Genomic DNA, 17,790 nt, shown 5'->3' with positions numbered 1-17,790 from the left:
ACCGGATCAGGCGTTGTTGGGTACGGACGGTATTGAGGGTATGATGATGCACGTGATTGGTCCCTGGTGTTGGTTGAGGTTTTGGCGAATTGAAGCATAACGCCATACCAATCACTTTTACAATATTTTCATGGGCTTATGACTTAAGTAAGTGCCATTCGGATCAGAATAAATTTAAATTAACATTCCTTAGACCCCAGTTATTACTGGCTAAGTCGGCTATTTTGTCCGAGTTTTCGGATTTGGCACGCATCAGGTTTCGATAACGTTAACAAGCCAAACAACTAAAATCATTGGACAGCAGTCATTGGAAACTAGAGCATCTGATCGCTAGTTTTCGAGCCCTTGCGATCTATCGCTCCATCTGTTTCAATGGCTGCAAGTTGATCTTGACCGGCCACTATTATTCACACCGATGATATGCTGAAAAGAAAAATGACAAGTTAAATATACGGTTAATTATTTAACTCAATTGCCGGGCTACAACAGAAAAATCTTATGACAGAGTTGAATGAAGTAAAAGCAAAAGTAGCGGCGACTTATGATGCTGCATCCGACTTGTTCGATCATCCCGCCAATACCTTTTGGGATCGGTTCGGTCGCGACACTATTAATAGACTGGACCTGAAACCCGGCACCTTGGTGCTTGACGTATGCTGTGGTAGCGGCGCATCCGCACTTCCGGCGGCCGAACAAGTTGGAGATACCGGGTATGTCATTGGAATTGATCTTGCCGAAAAATTGCTTATTCTTGCCAGCGCCAAAGCAAAAATCAAAAGCTTGAATAATGTTGAGTTTAGGCGGGGTGACATGCTCAATACCGGCTTTGACGACGCGAGCTTCGATGTTGTAGTTTGCGTGTTCGGGATATTTTTCGTCCCTGATATTTCGGCAGCTATTCGCGAACTATGGCGCGTCTTGCGTCCAGGTGGAAAACTTGCAATTACCACATGGGGATCGGATTTCTTTGAACCCGCCAATACGGTATTCTGGAACTCAGTTCGTGATGTTAGACCTGATTTATACAAAGGATTTAACCCATGGGATCGCATATCCGAGCCGTCCACTCTCAGCGCCATATTAAATGAAGGAGGCGTGCCTGATCCATGGGTAATAGCCGAGCCAGGGACACATCCAGTTGTATCAGCGGAAGACTGGTGGACGATGCTTCTCGGATCAGGTTATCGAGGTATCATCGAGCAAATGGAGCCGGAAATGGTCGAGTCTGTCCGCCAAGCGAATTTTGCATCCTTCGCAAATGCCCGGATAAAAGAAGTACAAGCAAATTTGGTTTATGCGGTTGCCGAAAAAACCTGAAAGTTATAGCGGGGTAGGTCGGGCAACCGCTTTTTGTTGCCCGATATTTCATTCTCAAAGTAAATAATTGGAATATAAAAATGCCGCCCAAAATTAAAGTATCTGTTCGTGCATTAGAAATGGCTGGTTTTGTTAATAGAGGAGGCAAAGGTAGCCAGAAACACAGAACATCCAAACGCTAGTCGCATAACATTTTCCGGGCAACTCCCCAATGAGGCTAAACCCTATCAAATTCGCGAGTCTAAGAAAATGATTGTGGAGTCAAAATAATGAAAGAAAGTGACCGTTATATCAAAATTGTTGTGTGGTCTGATGAAGATGGCTGTTTTGTTGGTTCTTGTCCTGGAATCATTGATTCTTGCTGTCATGGAGATGATGAGGTTCAAGTTTATACCGAGCTTTGTCAGATCGTGAATGAATGGGTTGAAACTATCAAAAATGATGGAAAGCCTTTGCCATCTCCAGCAGTGAGTAGGAATTTAGCAAGTAAATTATTGAATGTAGCCTAACTCAATGCTCCTGTGGAGCTTCGCTATATTCCCTCTAACTACTCTAAAAAAATATCCCTCTCCGCGCATATTAAAGACTCAAAAATTAATCCACCTTTGGGGGCAGGCTAAAGATGTTTTGTGTGATAATGCCTTAACTCCATTGTTATTGGCTGACATCATGAATTATCCAACCATTGAAGCATTTGTAGGCAATACGCCTTTAGTCAAATTACAACGCTTACCCGGAAGCACCAGTAATACTATCCTGGTTAAACTGGAGGGGAATAATCCGGCGGGTTCGGTTAAAGACCGGCCTGCGTTGAGCATGATCAAGCATGCTGAAGAGCGGGGCGAAATCAAACCCGGCGATCGTTTGATTGAAGCAACCAGCGGCAATACCGGTATTGCCTTGGCTATGGCGGCGGCGATCAAGGGTTATAAGATGACCTTGATCATGCCCGATAATATGAGCGCTGAACGGCGCGCATCGATGAAAGCGTATGGGGCTGAAATTATTTTGACTCCGGCCGCCGGCAGCATGGAAGCCGCGATTGATCTGGCCCGACAAATGGAAGCCGAGGGCAAGGGCCGTATACTTGATCAATTCGCCAATCCTGACAATCCACGCGCCCATTATGAAGGCACCGGTCCTGAAATCTGGCGTGACACAAACGGTGAGGTTACCCATTTTGTCAGTTCGATGGGAACCACCGGCACCATTATGGGGACTTCCTCTTTTTTGAAAGAGCAGAACCCGGCGATTCAAATTATCGGCGTTCAACCTGAAGGCGAATCCAAAATTCCCGGAATCAGACGCTGGCCTGAGGCTTATCTGCCTAAAATTTACGAGAAATCCCGGGTTGACCGTATCATTGACATTGATCAGCAAACGGCAGAGCAAACTATGCGAGCCCTTGCTACCGAAGAGGGTATATTTGCCGGGGTTTCATCAGGCGGCGGCGTTGCTGTTGCCTTGCGCTTATCGGCTGAGTTGGAAAATGCCGTCATTGTTGCCATCGTCTGCGATAGAGGCGACCGCTATTTGTCGACGGGTGTTTTTCCCGGTTAATTCATATCGCTACCATCAGACCCAATGGCTTGTGGATACCCATGCTTCTCTTTGTTTTTAACAAGCCTGCCGGTTTGACGGCTAATTGAAATTCTGCCAATCAGACTGATGGTTCTCCGTAATCTGATACTGCTCTTGTTTTTATCTCCTTCCATCTCTTACGCGCTGGATAACGTCACTTTCAAACTGGACCGCATTGAGCAACAGGGTTGGTCGCTTGAGGGTGTCACGTTGTCATTGTCCGATTTTTCTGAGGCGGCTCAACAGCTAAAATTAACTGTTCAATACCTCCGCCTTCCCGCGCCTTATGATCAAATTAAGCTGTTTGATTTGCAGTGTTCCGATTTCAGCTGGGGCAATGATGAAATCCATTGCCGAAAAGGTCAGGTAGCCATTCAATCGGTATTAGGGCCATTAAATGCGGTAAGAGTGTCATTTGATATTGATCAACATTCAAGTCAGATAGCTTTGAATGATATGGCAGTGGTGGGTGGGCGATTGTCCGTTTTTGCCGACATAAAGGAGGATCACTGGTCGCTTAAGGCTAAAGGGACAGGCCTTGATATTAAAACCATCGCCAAATTACAACCCGACGCGGGTTCAGCCATTCAAAGCGGTACCCTGTCTTTTGAGATGAAATCAAGCGGGCAGGGTGGCGAAATAGGTGCGTTGAGCCTAAATACAGCCGTAGACCGATTATCCGCGCAAAGCGAAGATGGCCGGATTGCGCTGGAAAATCTGAGTTTGAACATGAATATCAAGGCCGAACCCAGAGGTGAAGAATGGTTGTGGCTAAGTCAATTGAACTTGACCGCAGGCGCACTCTACTTTGAGCCGCTTTATCTGGCTTTGTCGGAACAACCGGCAAGTGTTTCCGCGGCCGGTTTTTGGCAAGAAGCGAAGCAGCAGATTTTGCTGGATTATCTGCTGATTCAACAACCGGGTATGGCTGAATTAAGAGCCGATGCGCGGATCAGTTATGTGAATGATGGGGCGATTGAACTCGCGCAGCTTTTTTTGTCAACGCACAACCTTGAAAATTTTTCCGCTATTTATTTAAGCCCTTACCTTACCGGAACAGCGTTTGAAGGGCTTTCTCTGGTGGGCCAGCTTGATGCGGATGTGACCGTAAAAAATCAGTCAGTAGAATTTGTTCGGGTTAAAAGCGATTCTCTGGGAATCGATGATGCGAAACAGCGGTTTACTATCAAACAGGGGCACGGCACTTTTCATTGGACCACTCGCGAAGAAGCGCATCTGCCTTCATGGTTTTCCTGGGATCAACTTAATATTTACCGGCTCCCGTTGGGGCCAGCCAAGCTTATCTTTGAAGCACGCACCAACGCTATAGAATTACTGACGAAAACCCGTTTTCCTTTGCTGGATGGCTATTTGCGCATCGACAAGTTCAAATGGCTGACCAAAGAGGATGATGAACCTGATTTTTATTTTGAAGGTTCGGTGCGCAATGTGTCACTGGCGCAATTGTCAGAGGCTTTGGATTGGCCCCCGTTATCCGGCACATTGAGCGGCAACATCCCCGGTGTTGATTACAAAGACGGTAAATTGACCGTGGACGGGGAATTGCTGATCCGTGTATTCGATGGTGAGGTGCGTCTTAAAGATCTGGCAGCCTCGGGGTTTTTGACCGATTTTCCGCAAGTCCATGCTCAATTGGAGTTTGATCAACTGGATTTGGGACAACTGACTCAGACGTTTAAAACCGGAATGATAGAGGGCCGTTTATCCGGATTTGTGCGTGATTTATATCTTGAAAACTGGAAGCCGGTCAGTTTTTATGCCTGGCTGGGTACGCCGGAAAACGATGATTCCCGGCGTAGAATCAGTCAGAAAGCGGTCGAAAATCTGACCAGTTTCGGTGGTGGTGCCACCGATATTGTTTCAAAAACCTTTCTACAGCTTTTTGAAACGTTCAGTTATGAGAAACTGGGTATCGGTTGCTACCTGGCTGACGGGGTCTGCCAGGTGATGGGGGTAGAAGCGGCCGAACAAGGTTATTACATTGTTAAAGGCGGCGGTCTGCCGCGAATCGATGTGATGGGATATAATCCCCGTATTGACTGGAACGTCTTGTTGGAACGGCTGCAGCGGATTTCCGCTACTGACGACGTAGTAATTGAGTAACTGGAGACATCAATGAAACAATTATCTTTTTTAAGCATAGTGCTGTTAACCGCCTGTGTGACCATAAATATCTATTTTCCGGCCGCTGCCGCTGAAAAAGCCGCTGATGAAATTATCAAAGACATCCAAACGACACTCCCGCAAGGAGAGCCTAAAAGTGAATTGAATGATTGGCAGCACTCTTTTTATAAATCGGTGGATGCCATTTTAAACACCTTTATTTCATCGGCCCATGCGCAAGAGGCCAATTTATCGATTGATTCTCCGGAAATTCGCAGATTGACGGCACAGATGCAAAGCCGCTTTCCCGGTTTGAAAAGTTATTATGATGCCGGTTTTATAGGTATCGCTTCTTCCGGTTTGCTGACGGTAAGAGATGCCGCCAGTGTTCCTTTAAAAGATCGCAATCAGGTGAATCGTCTGGTCGCTGCTGAAAACGCCGATAGAGAGAATTTGTATAAGGCTATTGCCAATGCCAATGGTCATCCTGAATGGACTGCACAAATCAAATCCACGTTTGCCGCGCGGTGGGTAAGTAATGCGAATTCCGGTTGGTGGTATCAAACGGCTAACGGCAGCTGGAAGCAGAAATAAATATGGCGCGTAGACGAACAGCTAGAAAAGTGATGCCGGTAACGCCGGTTAGAACTACGATTGAGTCTATGACTCATGATGGACGCGGCGTCGCGCATGTTGACGGTAAAGCGGTTTTTATCGATGAAGGCTTGCCGGGTGAAGAGCTTGAGTTTGTCTATACCGATATTCGCAAGGATTACGCTGAAGGCAGGGTGGTTAATCTGCTGAGCCGATCGGAGTTCCGTGTTGATGCCGAATGCCCGCATTACTCGATGTGCGGCGGGTGTAGTTTTCAGCATGTGGATTCCGCCAAGCAGATACAGATCAAGCAGGAATTGCTGGAAGAACAGTTTAAACGGATCGGCAAGCTCGACATCCCTCAGGTTTGGGAAGCCCTGGATGGCCCGCACTGGGGGTATCGCCGCAAAGCGCGAATGGGCGTCAAGTATGTTGCTAAAAAAGGCCGGGTATTGGTGGGGTTTCGTGAAAAACGCCAGCCTTATTTAGCCGAAATTGAAAGCTGTAAAGTCATGCATCCCCGCGTCGGTATGAATCTGATGGTTTTATCGGAAATGATCGGAGGCTTGACCATTAAGGATAAAATTCCACAGATTGAAGTGGCTATCGGCGATGACGACTGCGTGCTTTCGATTCGCGTGATGGAGCCCCCGACGCAGGAGGATAAGGAGAGGATGCGTCAGTTTGCTCATCAGCTTGGCATGAGTATCTGCCTGCAACCTAAAGGCCCCGATACCATCGTGCCGATAGACGGCGAGCCCGAAGTGATGCCGACTTATGCGTTGCCCGAGCATGATATTGTTTTTAAATTCAGGCCGGCGATGTTTACGCAGGTTAATTATGAAATTAACCGGCTCATGGTGAACCGGGTAATTGAAGCGTTGCATTTAACCCAGGATGATCACGTGCTGGATTTGTTTTGCGGTTTGGGCAATTTTACACTGCCCATGGCGCGCAGAGCAGGGCATGTTACCGGTATCGAAGGCGACTTGCCTTTGATCAAACATGCCAGAGAAAATGCCCTATTTAACGGCATCACCAACGCCGAATTTCATGCGGCTGATTTAACCAAAGACATCAGTGAATTTCCTTGGGCCAATCGCCGTTACAATAAGATTCTGCTGGATCCGTCGCGAGCCGGTGCATCCGATGTGTTGCACCATTTCAAGCAATGGCAGCCGGAAACGATTGTTTATGTATCCTGTAATCCTTCCACGTTAGCGCGCGATGCCGGAATTCTGGTCAATAAGCTGGGTTATAAGCTGATCAAGGCCGGGGTGATGAACATGTTTCCTCAAACCGCTCATGTCGAGTCCATTGCCTTGTTTGAAAAGCGTTAAATAGAAATTCATTGGCCGGTGCGGTGTTTTTAATCCGACATTGCCTGAAAAGTAACCCACTCATGTTCGTGCACGTTCATAGTAACAAAGACAAACTGATTCATCATGCGCCTTGATATATCCATCAGCGATCAACAGCTTTACGTGATCGAAAACGGCATAATCCAGATGTCCTACCCGGTTTCAACCGCCAAAAACGGGCCGGGTGAGTTGATGGGCAGTGAATGTACGCCCATCGGAAAACACAAAGTCCGCGCAAAAATCGGCTCCGGTTTGCCCTCGAATGCGGTTTTTAAAGCACGCAGGCCAACCGGCGAAATTTATTCACCGGAATTAGCCCGGCAGTTTCCGGAGCGTGACTGGATATTAACCCGCATTCTTTGGCTGGGTGGTCTGGAGCCCGGCAAAAACCGATACGGCCAGGTTGATACCGCGTGGCGATACATTTATATACACGGTTCGCCGGATGAGTTCATGGACGGTATTCCGCGTTCGCACGGCTGTATTCGCATGTTGAATGCGGATATTGCAGCGTTGTTCGATCTTATCCGTCCGGGTATAGAGGTTACTATTTACGCGTAACCGGGTTGAATGATGCTGTATCAATTCACTTAGGATATCGCTACAAATGACTTCCCCCTTTGAAAAATGCTATGTTCGCGTTAATAGTAGGCGTCGCCCCGGCAGGGATTGCCGGGGTCCAGAAGCCATGGATGGCGTTGGGCTTTCACATCCTTGTGACCTGGATTCCGGCAATCCATGCCGGAATGACGGTGTTGATTTACTTTCAACTACTAACGCGAACATAGCCTTGAAAAAGGGGGATCGAAGGGGGATTTATAAAAAAACTCTCACCCAGCCTCTCGTTTTCAAAGAGGTGGGATAATCGTAAGGTTCGACACAATCCGAATTCCGGGAAGTTATTTATGACGGAATCCTTATTTGAAACAAAAAGACGAGGAAGTAATGGTCCGGATGGTTTTGGGCGTTGAATATGACGGCAGCGATTTTTTTGGTTGGCAGTGGCAAAAAAATGGCCGTTCTGTTCAGTTGGAATTGGAAAAAGCACTCTCGGCTGTTGCGAATGAACCCATTACGGTGCAATGTGCAGGACGCACCGATTCAGGCGTACATGCCCTGGAGCAGGTGGTTCATTTCGATACGCATGCCGAACGGGATCTACGCGCATGGGTAATGGGTGTTAATTGCAATTTGCCTCCCGATGTTCGCGTTTTATGGGCAAAAGTTGCAGTGGATGGGTTCAACGCACGCTACAGCGCCATTGCGCGTTTTTATCGTTACATCATTCTCAATCGTCCGATGAAATCCGCCTTATTGCGCAGCCAGGTGACCTGGTGTTATTCGCCCCTGGATGCTGAAAAAATGCATGAAGCCGCGCAGCATTTGATAGGCAGTCATGATTTTTCAACGTTCAGGGCGCAAGCTTGCCAATCCAAAAGCCCTTGTCGCATCATGCATTTTATTGACGTGTCCCGCGAACAGGACAGGGTCATTATCGATATTTCAGCGAATGCCTTTTTGCATCACATGGTCAGAAATATTGCCGGTGTGCTGATGACTATCGGCATGGGAAAACAGCCTGTCGAATGGACCCGGGAACTATTGGAAATAAAAAAAAGAGCATGTGGCGGCGTCACTGCACCTCCTTTCGGGCTTTATCTGGGCGGTGTTTATTACCCGGAAGTCTACGGAATTGCAAAACACCCGATATTTTCCAGGTTGCCGGATAATTGCTCGCGCTTTGAACATGGAAAACCAGTACTTGCTGAATCGGGTTGTGGGGAAGTCCAGGCAGGCTAAGATGGCTGCACTAAAATAGTGCAAAATGAGTATAAATTGAGTCATTTATGATGCAATTTATAGGTGGTTTGTGTTTGATTATCCACAGTATGTATGTAATCCACCACTGAGGTTGTCGAAAATGCCGGTTATGAACGCTAATACCAGGTGTTTTGAATACTTGGCACAGTAACTGCTTTATTGTAATTAAACGTTAAGAAATTGGCGTTGGTTACCTCCTCAGTTGTGATTGTTAGTTAAGGCGTTTGGCGCTTTATCCTTTAACCCGGATAAAGCGCTTTTTTTTGTCTAATGACTCGTGCTGCCTATTTCAAAATCAAGCGGTGCTTAGCCAACAGGTTCTTCCAAAACGGCCAGACGAATACGGCTGGAAATGGGGCGGCGCATCTGAATGACCGGACCCAGAATTTCCAAAGATTTTAGTTCGTCACCGGTAAAGCTCGGATAATCGGGGTGTAAGGAGATGAGTTCGTAATCAACACCGGAACCTGATTGCGACAAAACCCGGTATTTGCTTAGATTGAGCCGTCCGGCACCCGGTTTGAATACGATGACGGGATCACTGGGTTGAATGGGCGCATCAGGGTCGATGACCAATTGGTCACCCGGGCGAAATTCAGGTTGAAATGCTTCATCACTCAGTCCTAATTTCAACGCAAACAAGCGAGGTCCGGATTCGGCGAAAGGCAGGGAATAATCCATAGCCACCCATTTTCCGCTGGGCGAGGGTACTGACTGGTTATTAAGATACGTATGAACCAGGTCGCAGTCTCGCGTTGAAAATAGCGGAACCCGTCGTGTGCTGGCCATCAATAGCGGACGTTCAGTTTTGACATGAGCGGGGTGTGGGCTACCGAACAGCAAGGTATCGAAATCGGCTCCTAGCTCTTTGGCAATCAGCGGTAAAAAAGTGCTTTTTCTGATTTTTCCTGACTCCAGGCTTTGAATGGTTTGCTGTGCTGCACCAACTCGCAAGGCCAATTCATCCTGGCTTAAACCGAGGCGTTCCCGATAGTAGCGGACACGCAGGCCTACTGAATCCAAATTTTCTACAGATGAGTCTTGTGTGATGGAGTCAATCGGGGATTGGGAAGTCATCCGGGATGATCTTTTCATGTTCATAAACAGGTCAATAACTACAATTTACAATTCTAATGGTAGTTTGAACTCAAGTACGATAAGCGGCCTTCGACGCGTGAGCTTTGTTGTCGCTGCAGATGCAGCGGAACAGGTTGTCTTTTCACGCGTCTGTTTTGATAGTCCGGTCTTGGTTTAACGCCGGCCTCGTCCTGTCTTGGGGCCTTTATCCAGGGCGACATAAATAGTCTTGCCCTCAATATCGCGGCCATCCAGTCCGGCAATGGCTGCGCGAGCTTCATGCCCTTCCATTTCAACCGTTGCAAAACCACGAGCCTGACCTGAGAACAGATCCCGGCTGACTTCCAGGTCGAATACTTTGCCGTATTCGCTAAACAATGTACTTAGGCTGGATTCGGTTGTAGCGGGTGGTAAACCGCGAACAAAAAGCTTCACCATGGGCTTGAACTCCTAACTTAAAAAATAACGTAATACAGGAATGATGGGCTGCCCAACGTGTGTATAGACAAAACGCAGGGTCAGCTTGGTAATGACGCTATTAAAATATGAAAACAGTGTATTTCAAATCATTCTGCGCAGGATTGTACGGGAGAAAATACTATTTTAATAGTAAAAAATAGTTAAAAGGGGATATTGATCGGCAGTGGTCGGGCAGGATGGTATTTATTGTGTTGTAGAGGTAAAAGGCGGGCTACCCCCCATCGTAGATCGAAATTCGGCCCCGGGGTGCCCGTCAAAGGACGCCGTAAATACATCCATGTGGGCTCTATGCCAGCATCCATGCTGGCATAGCCTTTGCCGAACACCCCGTTGCCTCCTTAGGCACTGCCGAAATTTGAAGTGCGAAAGGTATAAAATAAATATTTTAGGGGTAAGAATTCGAATTTAGATAGGGCGACCAGCCTCTGCAATGGATTTGCCTAGAAAAAGAAAGGCGGCATTGGTCGGGCGCTACTGACTTTCATTTGTGCCTGTTTAAGCGATTCTTTAAAGACTGCCAGCGATTTTTTAGCTGAATCGTAATAATGTCGGCTCATTTCGTCATTTTCGGCTGCTTTCAGATGGCTTAAGGATGTCTCGACCTGTTGTTTGCACCGTTGCAATACAGTTATATTCTGGTCGTAAACGAGGCGGGCCGACAAATTGTCCTGGCGTGATTTTTGGCTAAAAGTATCGAATTCTCGGCAAATGGCAGCAAAGTGTTGGCTTAGCGTGTCTAATTCATTGTCATAGGTCATCATGGCTTCCCCCGCATTCATCTGTGTTGACGCTTGACTGCGAGCATACACCAACGCTTGGCGATTCCCAATTTAAAATGTGATGAAAACCTTTTTACAAGGAAGGTGCAAGATCAAAGAGAGTGTGATTGCTGACCAGATAGGAAATTAATATCGCCAATACCGCGGCGACAGCAAAACAAGAATAGTAAAAATTTCCAAGCGGCCGAGTAACATGGCAAAACAACCCAGCCATTTGACGCCGTCGCTTACTGTTTTAAAGCTAGTCGAAACATCGCCCAAGCCAGGGCCTACGTTATTGATACAGGCGGCAACGGCAGAAAATGCAGTGACTTGATCAAGTCCGAATTCCATCATCAGTAACATGATGATGACAAAGGACACCACATAAAGTCCAAAAAAGCCCCATACCGCGCTAATAACCCGGTCCTGTTGAACTTCTTTGCCAATTTTTACCGGAATGTGGGCGTTAGGATGAATCAGATTGAGTATTTCCCTTTGTCCTTGTTTGTAAAGCAGCATCACTCGAATAACTTTCAGACCGCCGGCTGTTGAACCTGCACAGCCACCGACAAAACCGATAAACACCAATAAAATAGGACTGACACCGGGCCATTCGAAAAAATTGGTGGAGATAAACCCGGAGGTGGTCATGAACGAAACAATTTGAAACATGCCGTGTAGCATCGCTTCAAACAATGAAAAACCCAAGGAAGAATCATAATAAAGGTGAGCGCCAACCACCAAGCCGCTGATTATCATCAAGCCTAAATAGCAGCGAGCTTCTCTATCCAGCCAATAGACTTTAAGAGAGCCTCTTTGCAGCGCTGCAAAATGAAGGGCGAAATTCAATCCCGAAACGGCCATAAAAAAAATGGCGATCATATCGAGTGCCGGGCTGTTGAAATAACCGAAACTCGCATCGTGGGTAGAATAACCGCCGTTAGCGGCAGTTGAAAAAGCGTGGCCAACCGCATCGAACCAGTCCATGCCAGCCAAGCGATAACTGATTGCGCAAGTAATTGTGATGCCCAGATAAAGCGACCACAAGGCTTTGGCTGTCCCGGCAATTCGGGGTGTTAATTTGGAGTCTTTAACGGGGCCGGGCACTTCCGCCTTAAATAACTGCATACCCCCGATGCCTAACACCGGCAGGACGGCCAATGCCAATACGACAACACCCATGCCGCCCAGCCATTGCAATTGTTGCCGGTACATTAAAATGGATTTGGGCATGGTATCCAGGCCTTCCAGCACGGTTGCGCCCGTAGTGGTAAAGCCCGAAACCGACTCGAACACCGCATCGGTAAATGTCATGTTGGGTGTTTCGGCCAGAAACAAAGGGACCCCGCCCATCGTACCTAAAATGGCCCAAAAAAACGCAACAATCAAAAATCCGTCACGATGATAAAGCTGACGCTTTTCTTTACGAAGAGGAAGCCACAGCAGAGTGCCTGAAGCAAGAATGATAAAAAAGCTTTTCCAGAAAGTTAGCGCGGCACCGTCCTGGTATACATACGAGATGAACAGAGGGAAAAACAGCGTGGTGCTGAACATCATCAGCAACAGACCGATACTTCTCAGAACGACTTTAGCCTGCATATCGATGCGCCATTAAATGCGATGAAAGTAACTTTCGATGTTCTTGACCAGTTTCTTATCGAGCGCAAACATCACGATATGATCATTTTCTTCAAAGACTGTATTGTGATGGATGGGGATGACTTCCTTGTTTCTAATCAGAGCGCCCAGCACCACGCCGGAAGGCAGTTTAATCTCGTCAACCCTCTGACCGACCACGGACAGACCTTTGCTGTCTTTGTGTGCTATCGCTTCAATGGCTTCGGCGCTGCCGCCGCATAATGAACTGACGCGGGCGACATCGCCTTTTCGGACATGTTTAAGAATACTGCCCAGTGTTTCCTGATTAGGCAGTACGACCACATCAATTTCACTGCCGGCCAGGAGTTTGACATAAGAGCTGTGGTTGAGCAGGCAGATTGTTTTCTTGACGCCCAGTTTTTTTGCCAATGCGGCCGCAATGATATTGGCGCCGTCATTATTGGTGATCGCGCAGAATAAATCGGTTTTGCTGATTAACTCATCGACCAGCAAGGTTTCATCCGCACAGTCACCTTGCAATACGGTCGTATTTTCAAGTTCGTTGGCAATTTTTCTGACTCTGGCCGGGTTGAACTCAATGACCTTGACTTGATGATTGTTTTCCAGTGCCATGGCAAGCCGCTTGCCGACATGGCCTCCGCCCGCGATCATGATGCTTTTGACAGGGGCTTCAAGCGTATGAAGTTCTGTCAAAACCTTGCGGATTTTGTGCCGTGGTGATACGAAAAATACTTCATCACCTTCCATGACCATGGCCTCGCCATTGACATTGATCGCTTGTCCCTGGCGAAAGATAGCGACCACGCGAATTTTGCCGTTGGCCAGCTTTTCTTTGAGTGCGCTGATTTTTTTTCCGGTTACAAAGCCTTCTTTGACAGCTTTGATCGAAAACAATCTGACCAGACCGTCGGCAAACGCAGAAATATGCAAAACCCCAGGAAATTTGATCAAATTGTGGATGGCTTCCATGACAATTTGTTCGGGGCTGATGACGATATCAATATCGAGTCCGTTAGGATCGAATAGTTGGGGATGTTTCAGAAAGTCGATCGCGCGGACTCTGGCGATGGTTTTGGGTTTGCTGTATAGCGTTTTGATGATCTGGCAGGCCAGCATGTTGGTCTCATCACGGTCAGTCACCGCGATGACAATATCCATATTCCTGACACCGGCTTGTTCAAGCACGCTGGGATGCGCGGCATTTCCTATGACAGTGGCGATATCCAAACGTTCTTTTAATGCGGAGAGTAATTCAGGCTTTCTATCTATAACAACAATATCATTGGCTTCATTAGCTAAAGCACCGGCAACAGAAGAGCCGGTAACACCAGCTCCAAGAATAAGGATTTTCATTAAATCAAATTACCTGACCACGGTTAATGGGGCAACGAAAGCGCGCTATGATACATGAATAGCAGCCACGCTACAATTTTTGCGCCTTTACAACATTGAGGCCTGAGTTTGCCTAATGATAAAGCTATGATTTGCGGTTATTGCGATGGCTTGAGAGGGTGATTTGACTTCGGTACGTGATTGCAGGATCTATAGAGGGGGATTGTGCCAGGTGATTTTAGGGAATGGGCATGACTGGTCATGCCCACCTAATAACACTTGTTTTTGCTAAGTCAAAAAAGCGAGTCTTTTCATCATAATTCTCTCTCTATTGCGCGAAGCTCTTCATTGCTCGGAACGCGAGCCTTAGGTAGATTCTTTGGTTTGCCGGGTTTGACTTTGGGCTTATCAAGCGGTCCGAAGTCAGGTGGTGGTGTACGGTGATGTGTTGCCTGTTCGTAGGCAGCAGCTATCTTGAAAAGCATGGCCTCGTTAAACGGTAAGCCAAGGAAGTCTATTCCTACCGGAAGTTTTGCCGGAATCGGCCCCACGAGATTTCGAGCAGCATCCCGTCCATACACTTCAGTAGTGAATCCTGCCGGAACAGTGATGGCAGGAAAGCCTCTAGCGTTGATGAATGTCCAGATCGAAGAGGGTCTGTCGTTTACACCTGGCTCCTCGGGAGCTGTCAAGATGGGAGGCGGTACACTGCCGGTTGGGTAAACCACTGCATCCAGTTGCATTTCCGCAAAGCATTGGAATACAACCGTTTGTAGCGCAAACCGATTTTGCAGGGCGCTTGCATTGGCTAAAGTCACGGCGGTATCCGCATTCAGCAGGCTCGCTTTCCGGTTCGGGATTACCGGATCATTCCAGTAATTTGCCTTTTCTATCAACTCCGTAAGGTTTTGGATGTTGGCATCACCTCTTTCTTTCAAGTAAAGGTTGAAATTGTATTTGGCATCTCCAGCGTCACCACCCGCAGGTCCCAGATTCCTGATGCTGGGTTGACCAGTAGGGGTATGCGGGACGAGCAATGGATCAAAGTACATGTCCACCAAAAGCGGAATATGGTCGGTTCCTGCAGGAAAGAGGCCGGGGAACTGACTGATAAACAGCTGGTTTCGCCATGTCGGAACGACTTTGTCGACACATCCTTGAAACAGCGCTCCGCCCGGACCCGGGTCAATAATAGTCGCCCCCAGGCCGCGTAAATCATCAATGGCCTTGTCTACGATATCAATACTCTCGATATCTGCCGGTGAGAAAAGGTCTTTGTCCATGTATTCACGAATGACACCAATTCTTATTTTTTTGTCCAACGGTTTACCGTCTGCATAAGCGGCATAAGGTTGAACGGGTTTGCGGCCTTGACTGAATGCGGTCAACTCATCTTTCGGGTCAAACCCGGCATAGGCATCGAGAATGCGAGCGGTATCTTTAACAGTCCGGCATATCGGTCCGACGCGTGTCGTTATGCCTTTCTGGATCATGCCATCCGCACTGACCAGTTCTCTTGTCGGCGCAATACCGACCGAGTTATTATTCTTGGCCGGTTCGCGAACCGAGGTACCGGTTTCTTCCCCAATGGCGCAGGTAACCAGGTTGGCTGCCACCGCCATGCCTGAGCCTCCGCTGGAAGCGCCCGGATCACGCTCGGTATCGTAAGGGTTGCACATGGTGCCGCCAAACGAACTCCGCGTTCCTGTAATGCCGCCTGCCGCGTATTCTCCCATATTAGCCTTGGCGAGAATGATCGCACCAGCATCCCGAAGTTGCTTCACAAAGGTCGCATCATCTGGTGGGCGGTCATTGGCATAAAAGGCATCCGCGCCAGCCGTGGTTCGCATATCGAAGGTGTCATACTGATCCTTAATCGCCATTACAACGCCGTGTAGAGGCCCTGCCAATTTGCCCGTCTTCGCAAAGTGAGCGTCCAGTTCAGCCGCAACTTCCAGAGCATCGGGCATGTCAGGGTTGTTATCGACATTATCCGTCATGCTCCGTGCCTTTCGGCTGTCGAAACCGAGTGCGGTTCTGGAATCAGGTCGGAGATTTAAGGTGATCAAGGCATTAATCTTGCCTGCGTGAGGGATTGTTGAAATAGGCCCGAGTATTCCTTCAGGTTGATTGACGCATACTCCGTTGTAGGCCTTGATGCGATCAAGGTAAAGATGAACCAGCTCTGTGGTTGTAAGTTGCCTTCTTTTAATGGCTTCATGGATATCATCGATAGTCGCTTCTTCTATTTGAAATTTCGGCTTTCGCATCTCACTTTTGCCGCCGGCATTTGCAAAGGCATCTTGATCGGGAATCATTGAAGACGCCAGAATACAACCGGCTAAAAGAACAAATTTGTTTCGAACCTTAAATAATGACTGCCATCTATTTTCGGAAGATTTATACATAGTGCGACCTCACCTAACTTTTAAGCTAAAGTTCAGAGAAAACTCACCATTTAGAGAGCGTTTTTCGGAATCCCGGTCTCGATGGTTCAGGATAAAATGCGCAATAATCGTGCTAAATTCACTCAAGTGGCGCTTTATTCTGAGCGCACTTTATATAAGCTATTGCTATTAAACAGATTTATTTATTAATCTCACATTGTGCTGAGCCGGTATCGGGCTCAATTCCGTTGGCCATTATCATTCGGGATTCAGTGCTCAAGGATGTGAAAGTCCAACGCAATCCATGGTTTTGGACTCCGGCAATCCGTTCCGAGGCGAGCCAACGATTAACGCAAACATAGCCATCTAAATTAGATATAACGGGGAACTTCAGTAATTTTCAGTTTGAGCTTTTTAGCGTTAATTAGGGGCAAGGTAAGTCTGGCGAGGCGCGCCGTGAACCCATCCATGGAGGCTTGACGATAGCGGTCCTGCTATCGACATCCTCGCCAAACTCACCTTACCCCTTCTTTGGTGTCAAATTGGAAATTGCTGGGGATAGGTGATCGGGCCTTTGATGATAGAGGCAGCTGATAGTGTTAATGCTCGGTAGCTTTAAAATCGATGCCTAGTCAAACGGCTATCACCTTCTTCCGCTCTATTTTGTGACATCTTTTTTTGGACGCGGAAGGAAGCTAATGTGTCTAAAGCGTTATTTCTTCTGGCGGCGGCACTCACTGTGAGGAAGTAGTAAGCTCCATTAATCCCGATTAGCTGGGGTTAAGTATCAGGGGATGCACCAGCATAATCATAAGTACGCTTCGATGTAAAGCGCTTTTCTCGTCTTTATTGTGACAGACCACGCAATAACCAATCAAATATAGCAGTTCTACAAAAGTTTACCCTTTTACCCTGCCGATGGCAGCAATTCTCAATTTGAAGGAAAAAGGGGTGGGAGAAGCTTTTCGAGGATGACGGCAGCAGGGATGCTGCCGTCAAGCCCCCAAGGAGGGGTTTACGGCTTTTCCCAGCCCAACGTGACATTGAAAATATCAAACTGGGAATTGCTGTGCCAATGGCATGATTAATGTGAGCTAACCGATTGATGCTTTAAAAAGCCTCGCGGAATGCAATCTCTTGACTATGAAAGTGCTCGATCACCATTGATAAACCGGATGTTTTGATTTTCCGGGATTCGGGGAGTCGCTATTTTTGCGAAAGCTTGTTTTGGGCATCCCAGCCCAATCAAGCAGCAAAAAAATACGCGACCACTGATGCCTCCGGCGGCCCCGATTCGTCCGCGTCGCCTCGTTTCGACCCAACAAGGGGTCGAAA

Annotated in this window: 15 protein-coding genes; 9 read left to right on the top strand and 6 right to left on the bottom strand. The window is 47.6% G+C overall.

The genetic code is table 11. The features are described 5' to 3' along the window. Positions 1-498: 498 nt before the first annotated feature. The 9 genes from Q7V32_RS15275 (at position 499) to truA (ending at position 8,777) form a co-directional block, all read left to right on the top strand. Positions 499-1,317, top strand: coding sequence for a class I SAM-dependent methyltransferase (locus tag Q7V32_RS15275; RefSeq protein ID WP_304897839.1), 819 nt, complete (start codon positions 499-501; stop codon positions 1,315-1,317). Between the two features lie 269 nt (positions 1,318-1,586). Next, positions 1,587-1,826 carry a hypothetical protein gene (locus Q7V32_RS15270; protein WP_304897838.1) on the top strand — a complete coding sequence of 80 codons (240 nt, stop codon included), beginning with the start codon at positions 1,587-1,589 and terminating at the stop codon, positions 1,824-1,826. 160 nt (positions 1,827-1,986) lie between these two features. Further along, on the top strand, positions 1,987-2,877 hold the full coding sequence (cysM, locus tag Q7V32_RS15265; protein ID WP_304897837.1) for a cysteine synthase CysM: 891 nt from the start codon (positions 1,987-1,989) through the stop codon (positions 2,875-2,877). 135 nt (positions 2,878-3,012) lie between these two features. Then, a complete protein-coding gene (locus Q7V32_RS15260; protein WP_304897836.1) occupies positions 3,013-5,022 on the top strand; it encodes a C4-dicarboxylate ABC transporter in 2,010 nt (669 codons plus the stop codon). 12 nt (positions 5,023-5,034) lie between these two features. Continuing rightward, entirely contained in the window at positions 5,035-5,616 is a 582-nt protein-coding gene (locus tag Q7V32_RS15255; protein ID WP_304897835.1) for a YdbL family protein, read from the top strand. A 2-nt stretch (positions 5,617-5,618) separates the two neighbouring features. Continuing rightward, complete coding sequence (gene rlmD / locus Q7V32_RS15250; protein WP_304897834.1) at positions 5,619-6,956, top strand: 23S rRNA (uracil(1939)-C(5))-methyltransferase RlmD; 1,338 nt, start codon at positions 5,619-5,621, stop codon at positions 6,954-6,956. Positions 6,957-7,061: 105 nt separating this feature from the next. After that, the gene (locus Q7V32_RS15245; RefSeq protein ID WP_304897833.1) at positions 7,062-7,538 is read left to right on the top strand and encodes a L,D-transpeptidase; all 477 of its coding nucleotides are present in this window, start codon (positions 7,062-7,064) and stop codon (positions 7,536-7,538) included. 71 nt (positions 7,539-7,609) lie between these two features. Beyond that, on the top strand, positions 7,610-7,765 hold the full coding sequence (locus Q7V32_RS15240; protein ID WP_304897832.1) for a hypothetical protein: 156 nt from the start codon (positions 7,610-7,612) through the stop codon (positions 7,763-7,765). 157 nt (positions 7,766-7,922) lie between these two features. Beyond that, complete coding sequence (gene truA, locus Q7V32_RS15235) at positions 7,923-8,777, top strand: tRNA pseudouridine(38-40) synthase TruA (RefSeq protein ID WP_304897840.1); 855 nt, start codon at positions 7,923-7,925, stop codon at positions 8,775-8,777. 327 nt (positions 8,778-9,104) lie between these two features. On the opposite strand, the gene Q7V32_RS15230 is transcribed toward truA, so the two are convergent. The 6 genes from Q7V32_RS15230 to Q7V32_RS15205 form a co-directional block, all read right to left on the bottom strand. After that, positions 9,105-9,875, bottom strand: coding sequence for an XRE family transcriptional regulator (locus Q7V32_RS15230; RefSeq protein ID WP_304897831.1), 771 nt, complete (start codon positions 9,873-9,875; stop codon positions 9,105-9,107). Between the two features lie 174 nt (positions 9,876-10,049). Continuing rightward, positions 10,050-10,313 (bottom strand): RNA-binding protein, encoded by a 264-nt coding sequence (locus tag Q7V32_RS15225; protein WP_304897830.1) that lies wholly within the window; start codon positions 10,311-10,313, stop codon positions 10,050-10,052. Positions 10,314-10,795: 482 nt separating this feature from the next. After that, positions 10,796-11,134, bottom strand: coding sequence for a hypothetical protein (locus Q7V32_RS15220; protein ID WP_304897829.1), 339 nt, complete (start codon positions 11,132-11,134; stop codon positions 10,796-10,798). 126 nt (positions 11,135-11,260) lie between these two features. After that, positions 11,261-12,715, bottom strand: a complete 1,455-nt coding sequence (locus Q7V32_RS15215) for a TrkH family potassium uptake protein (RefSeq protein ID WP_304897828.1) — start codon at positions 12,713-12,715, stop codon at positions 11,261-11,263. Between the two features lie 12 nt (positions 12,716-12,727). Next, entirely contained in the window at positions 12,728-14,089 is a 1,362-nt protein-coding gene (trkA, locus tag Q7V32_RS15210) for a Trk system potassium transporter TrkA (protein WP_304897827.1), read from the bottom strand. A gap of 293 nt (positions 14,090-14,382) precedes the next feature. Beyond that, positions 14,383-16,476 carry an amidase gene (locus tag Q7V32_RS15205; protein ID WP_304897826.1) on the bottom strand — a complete coding sequence of 698 codons (2,094 nt, stop codon included), beginning with the start codon at positions 16,474-16,476 and terminating at the stop codon, positions 14,383-14,385. Positions 16,477-17,790: the final 1,314 nt, after the last annotated feature.

The organism is Methylicorpusculum sp. (genome assembly GCF_030651835.1).
GTDB lineage: Bacteria > Pseudomonadota > Gammaproteobacteria > Methylococcales > Methylomonadaceae > Methylicorpusculum.
The sequence above is the reverse complement of the archived record's forward strand: the minus strand, read 5'-3'. Positions and strand labels throughout refer to the sequence as shown.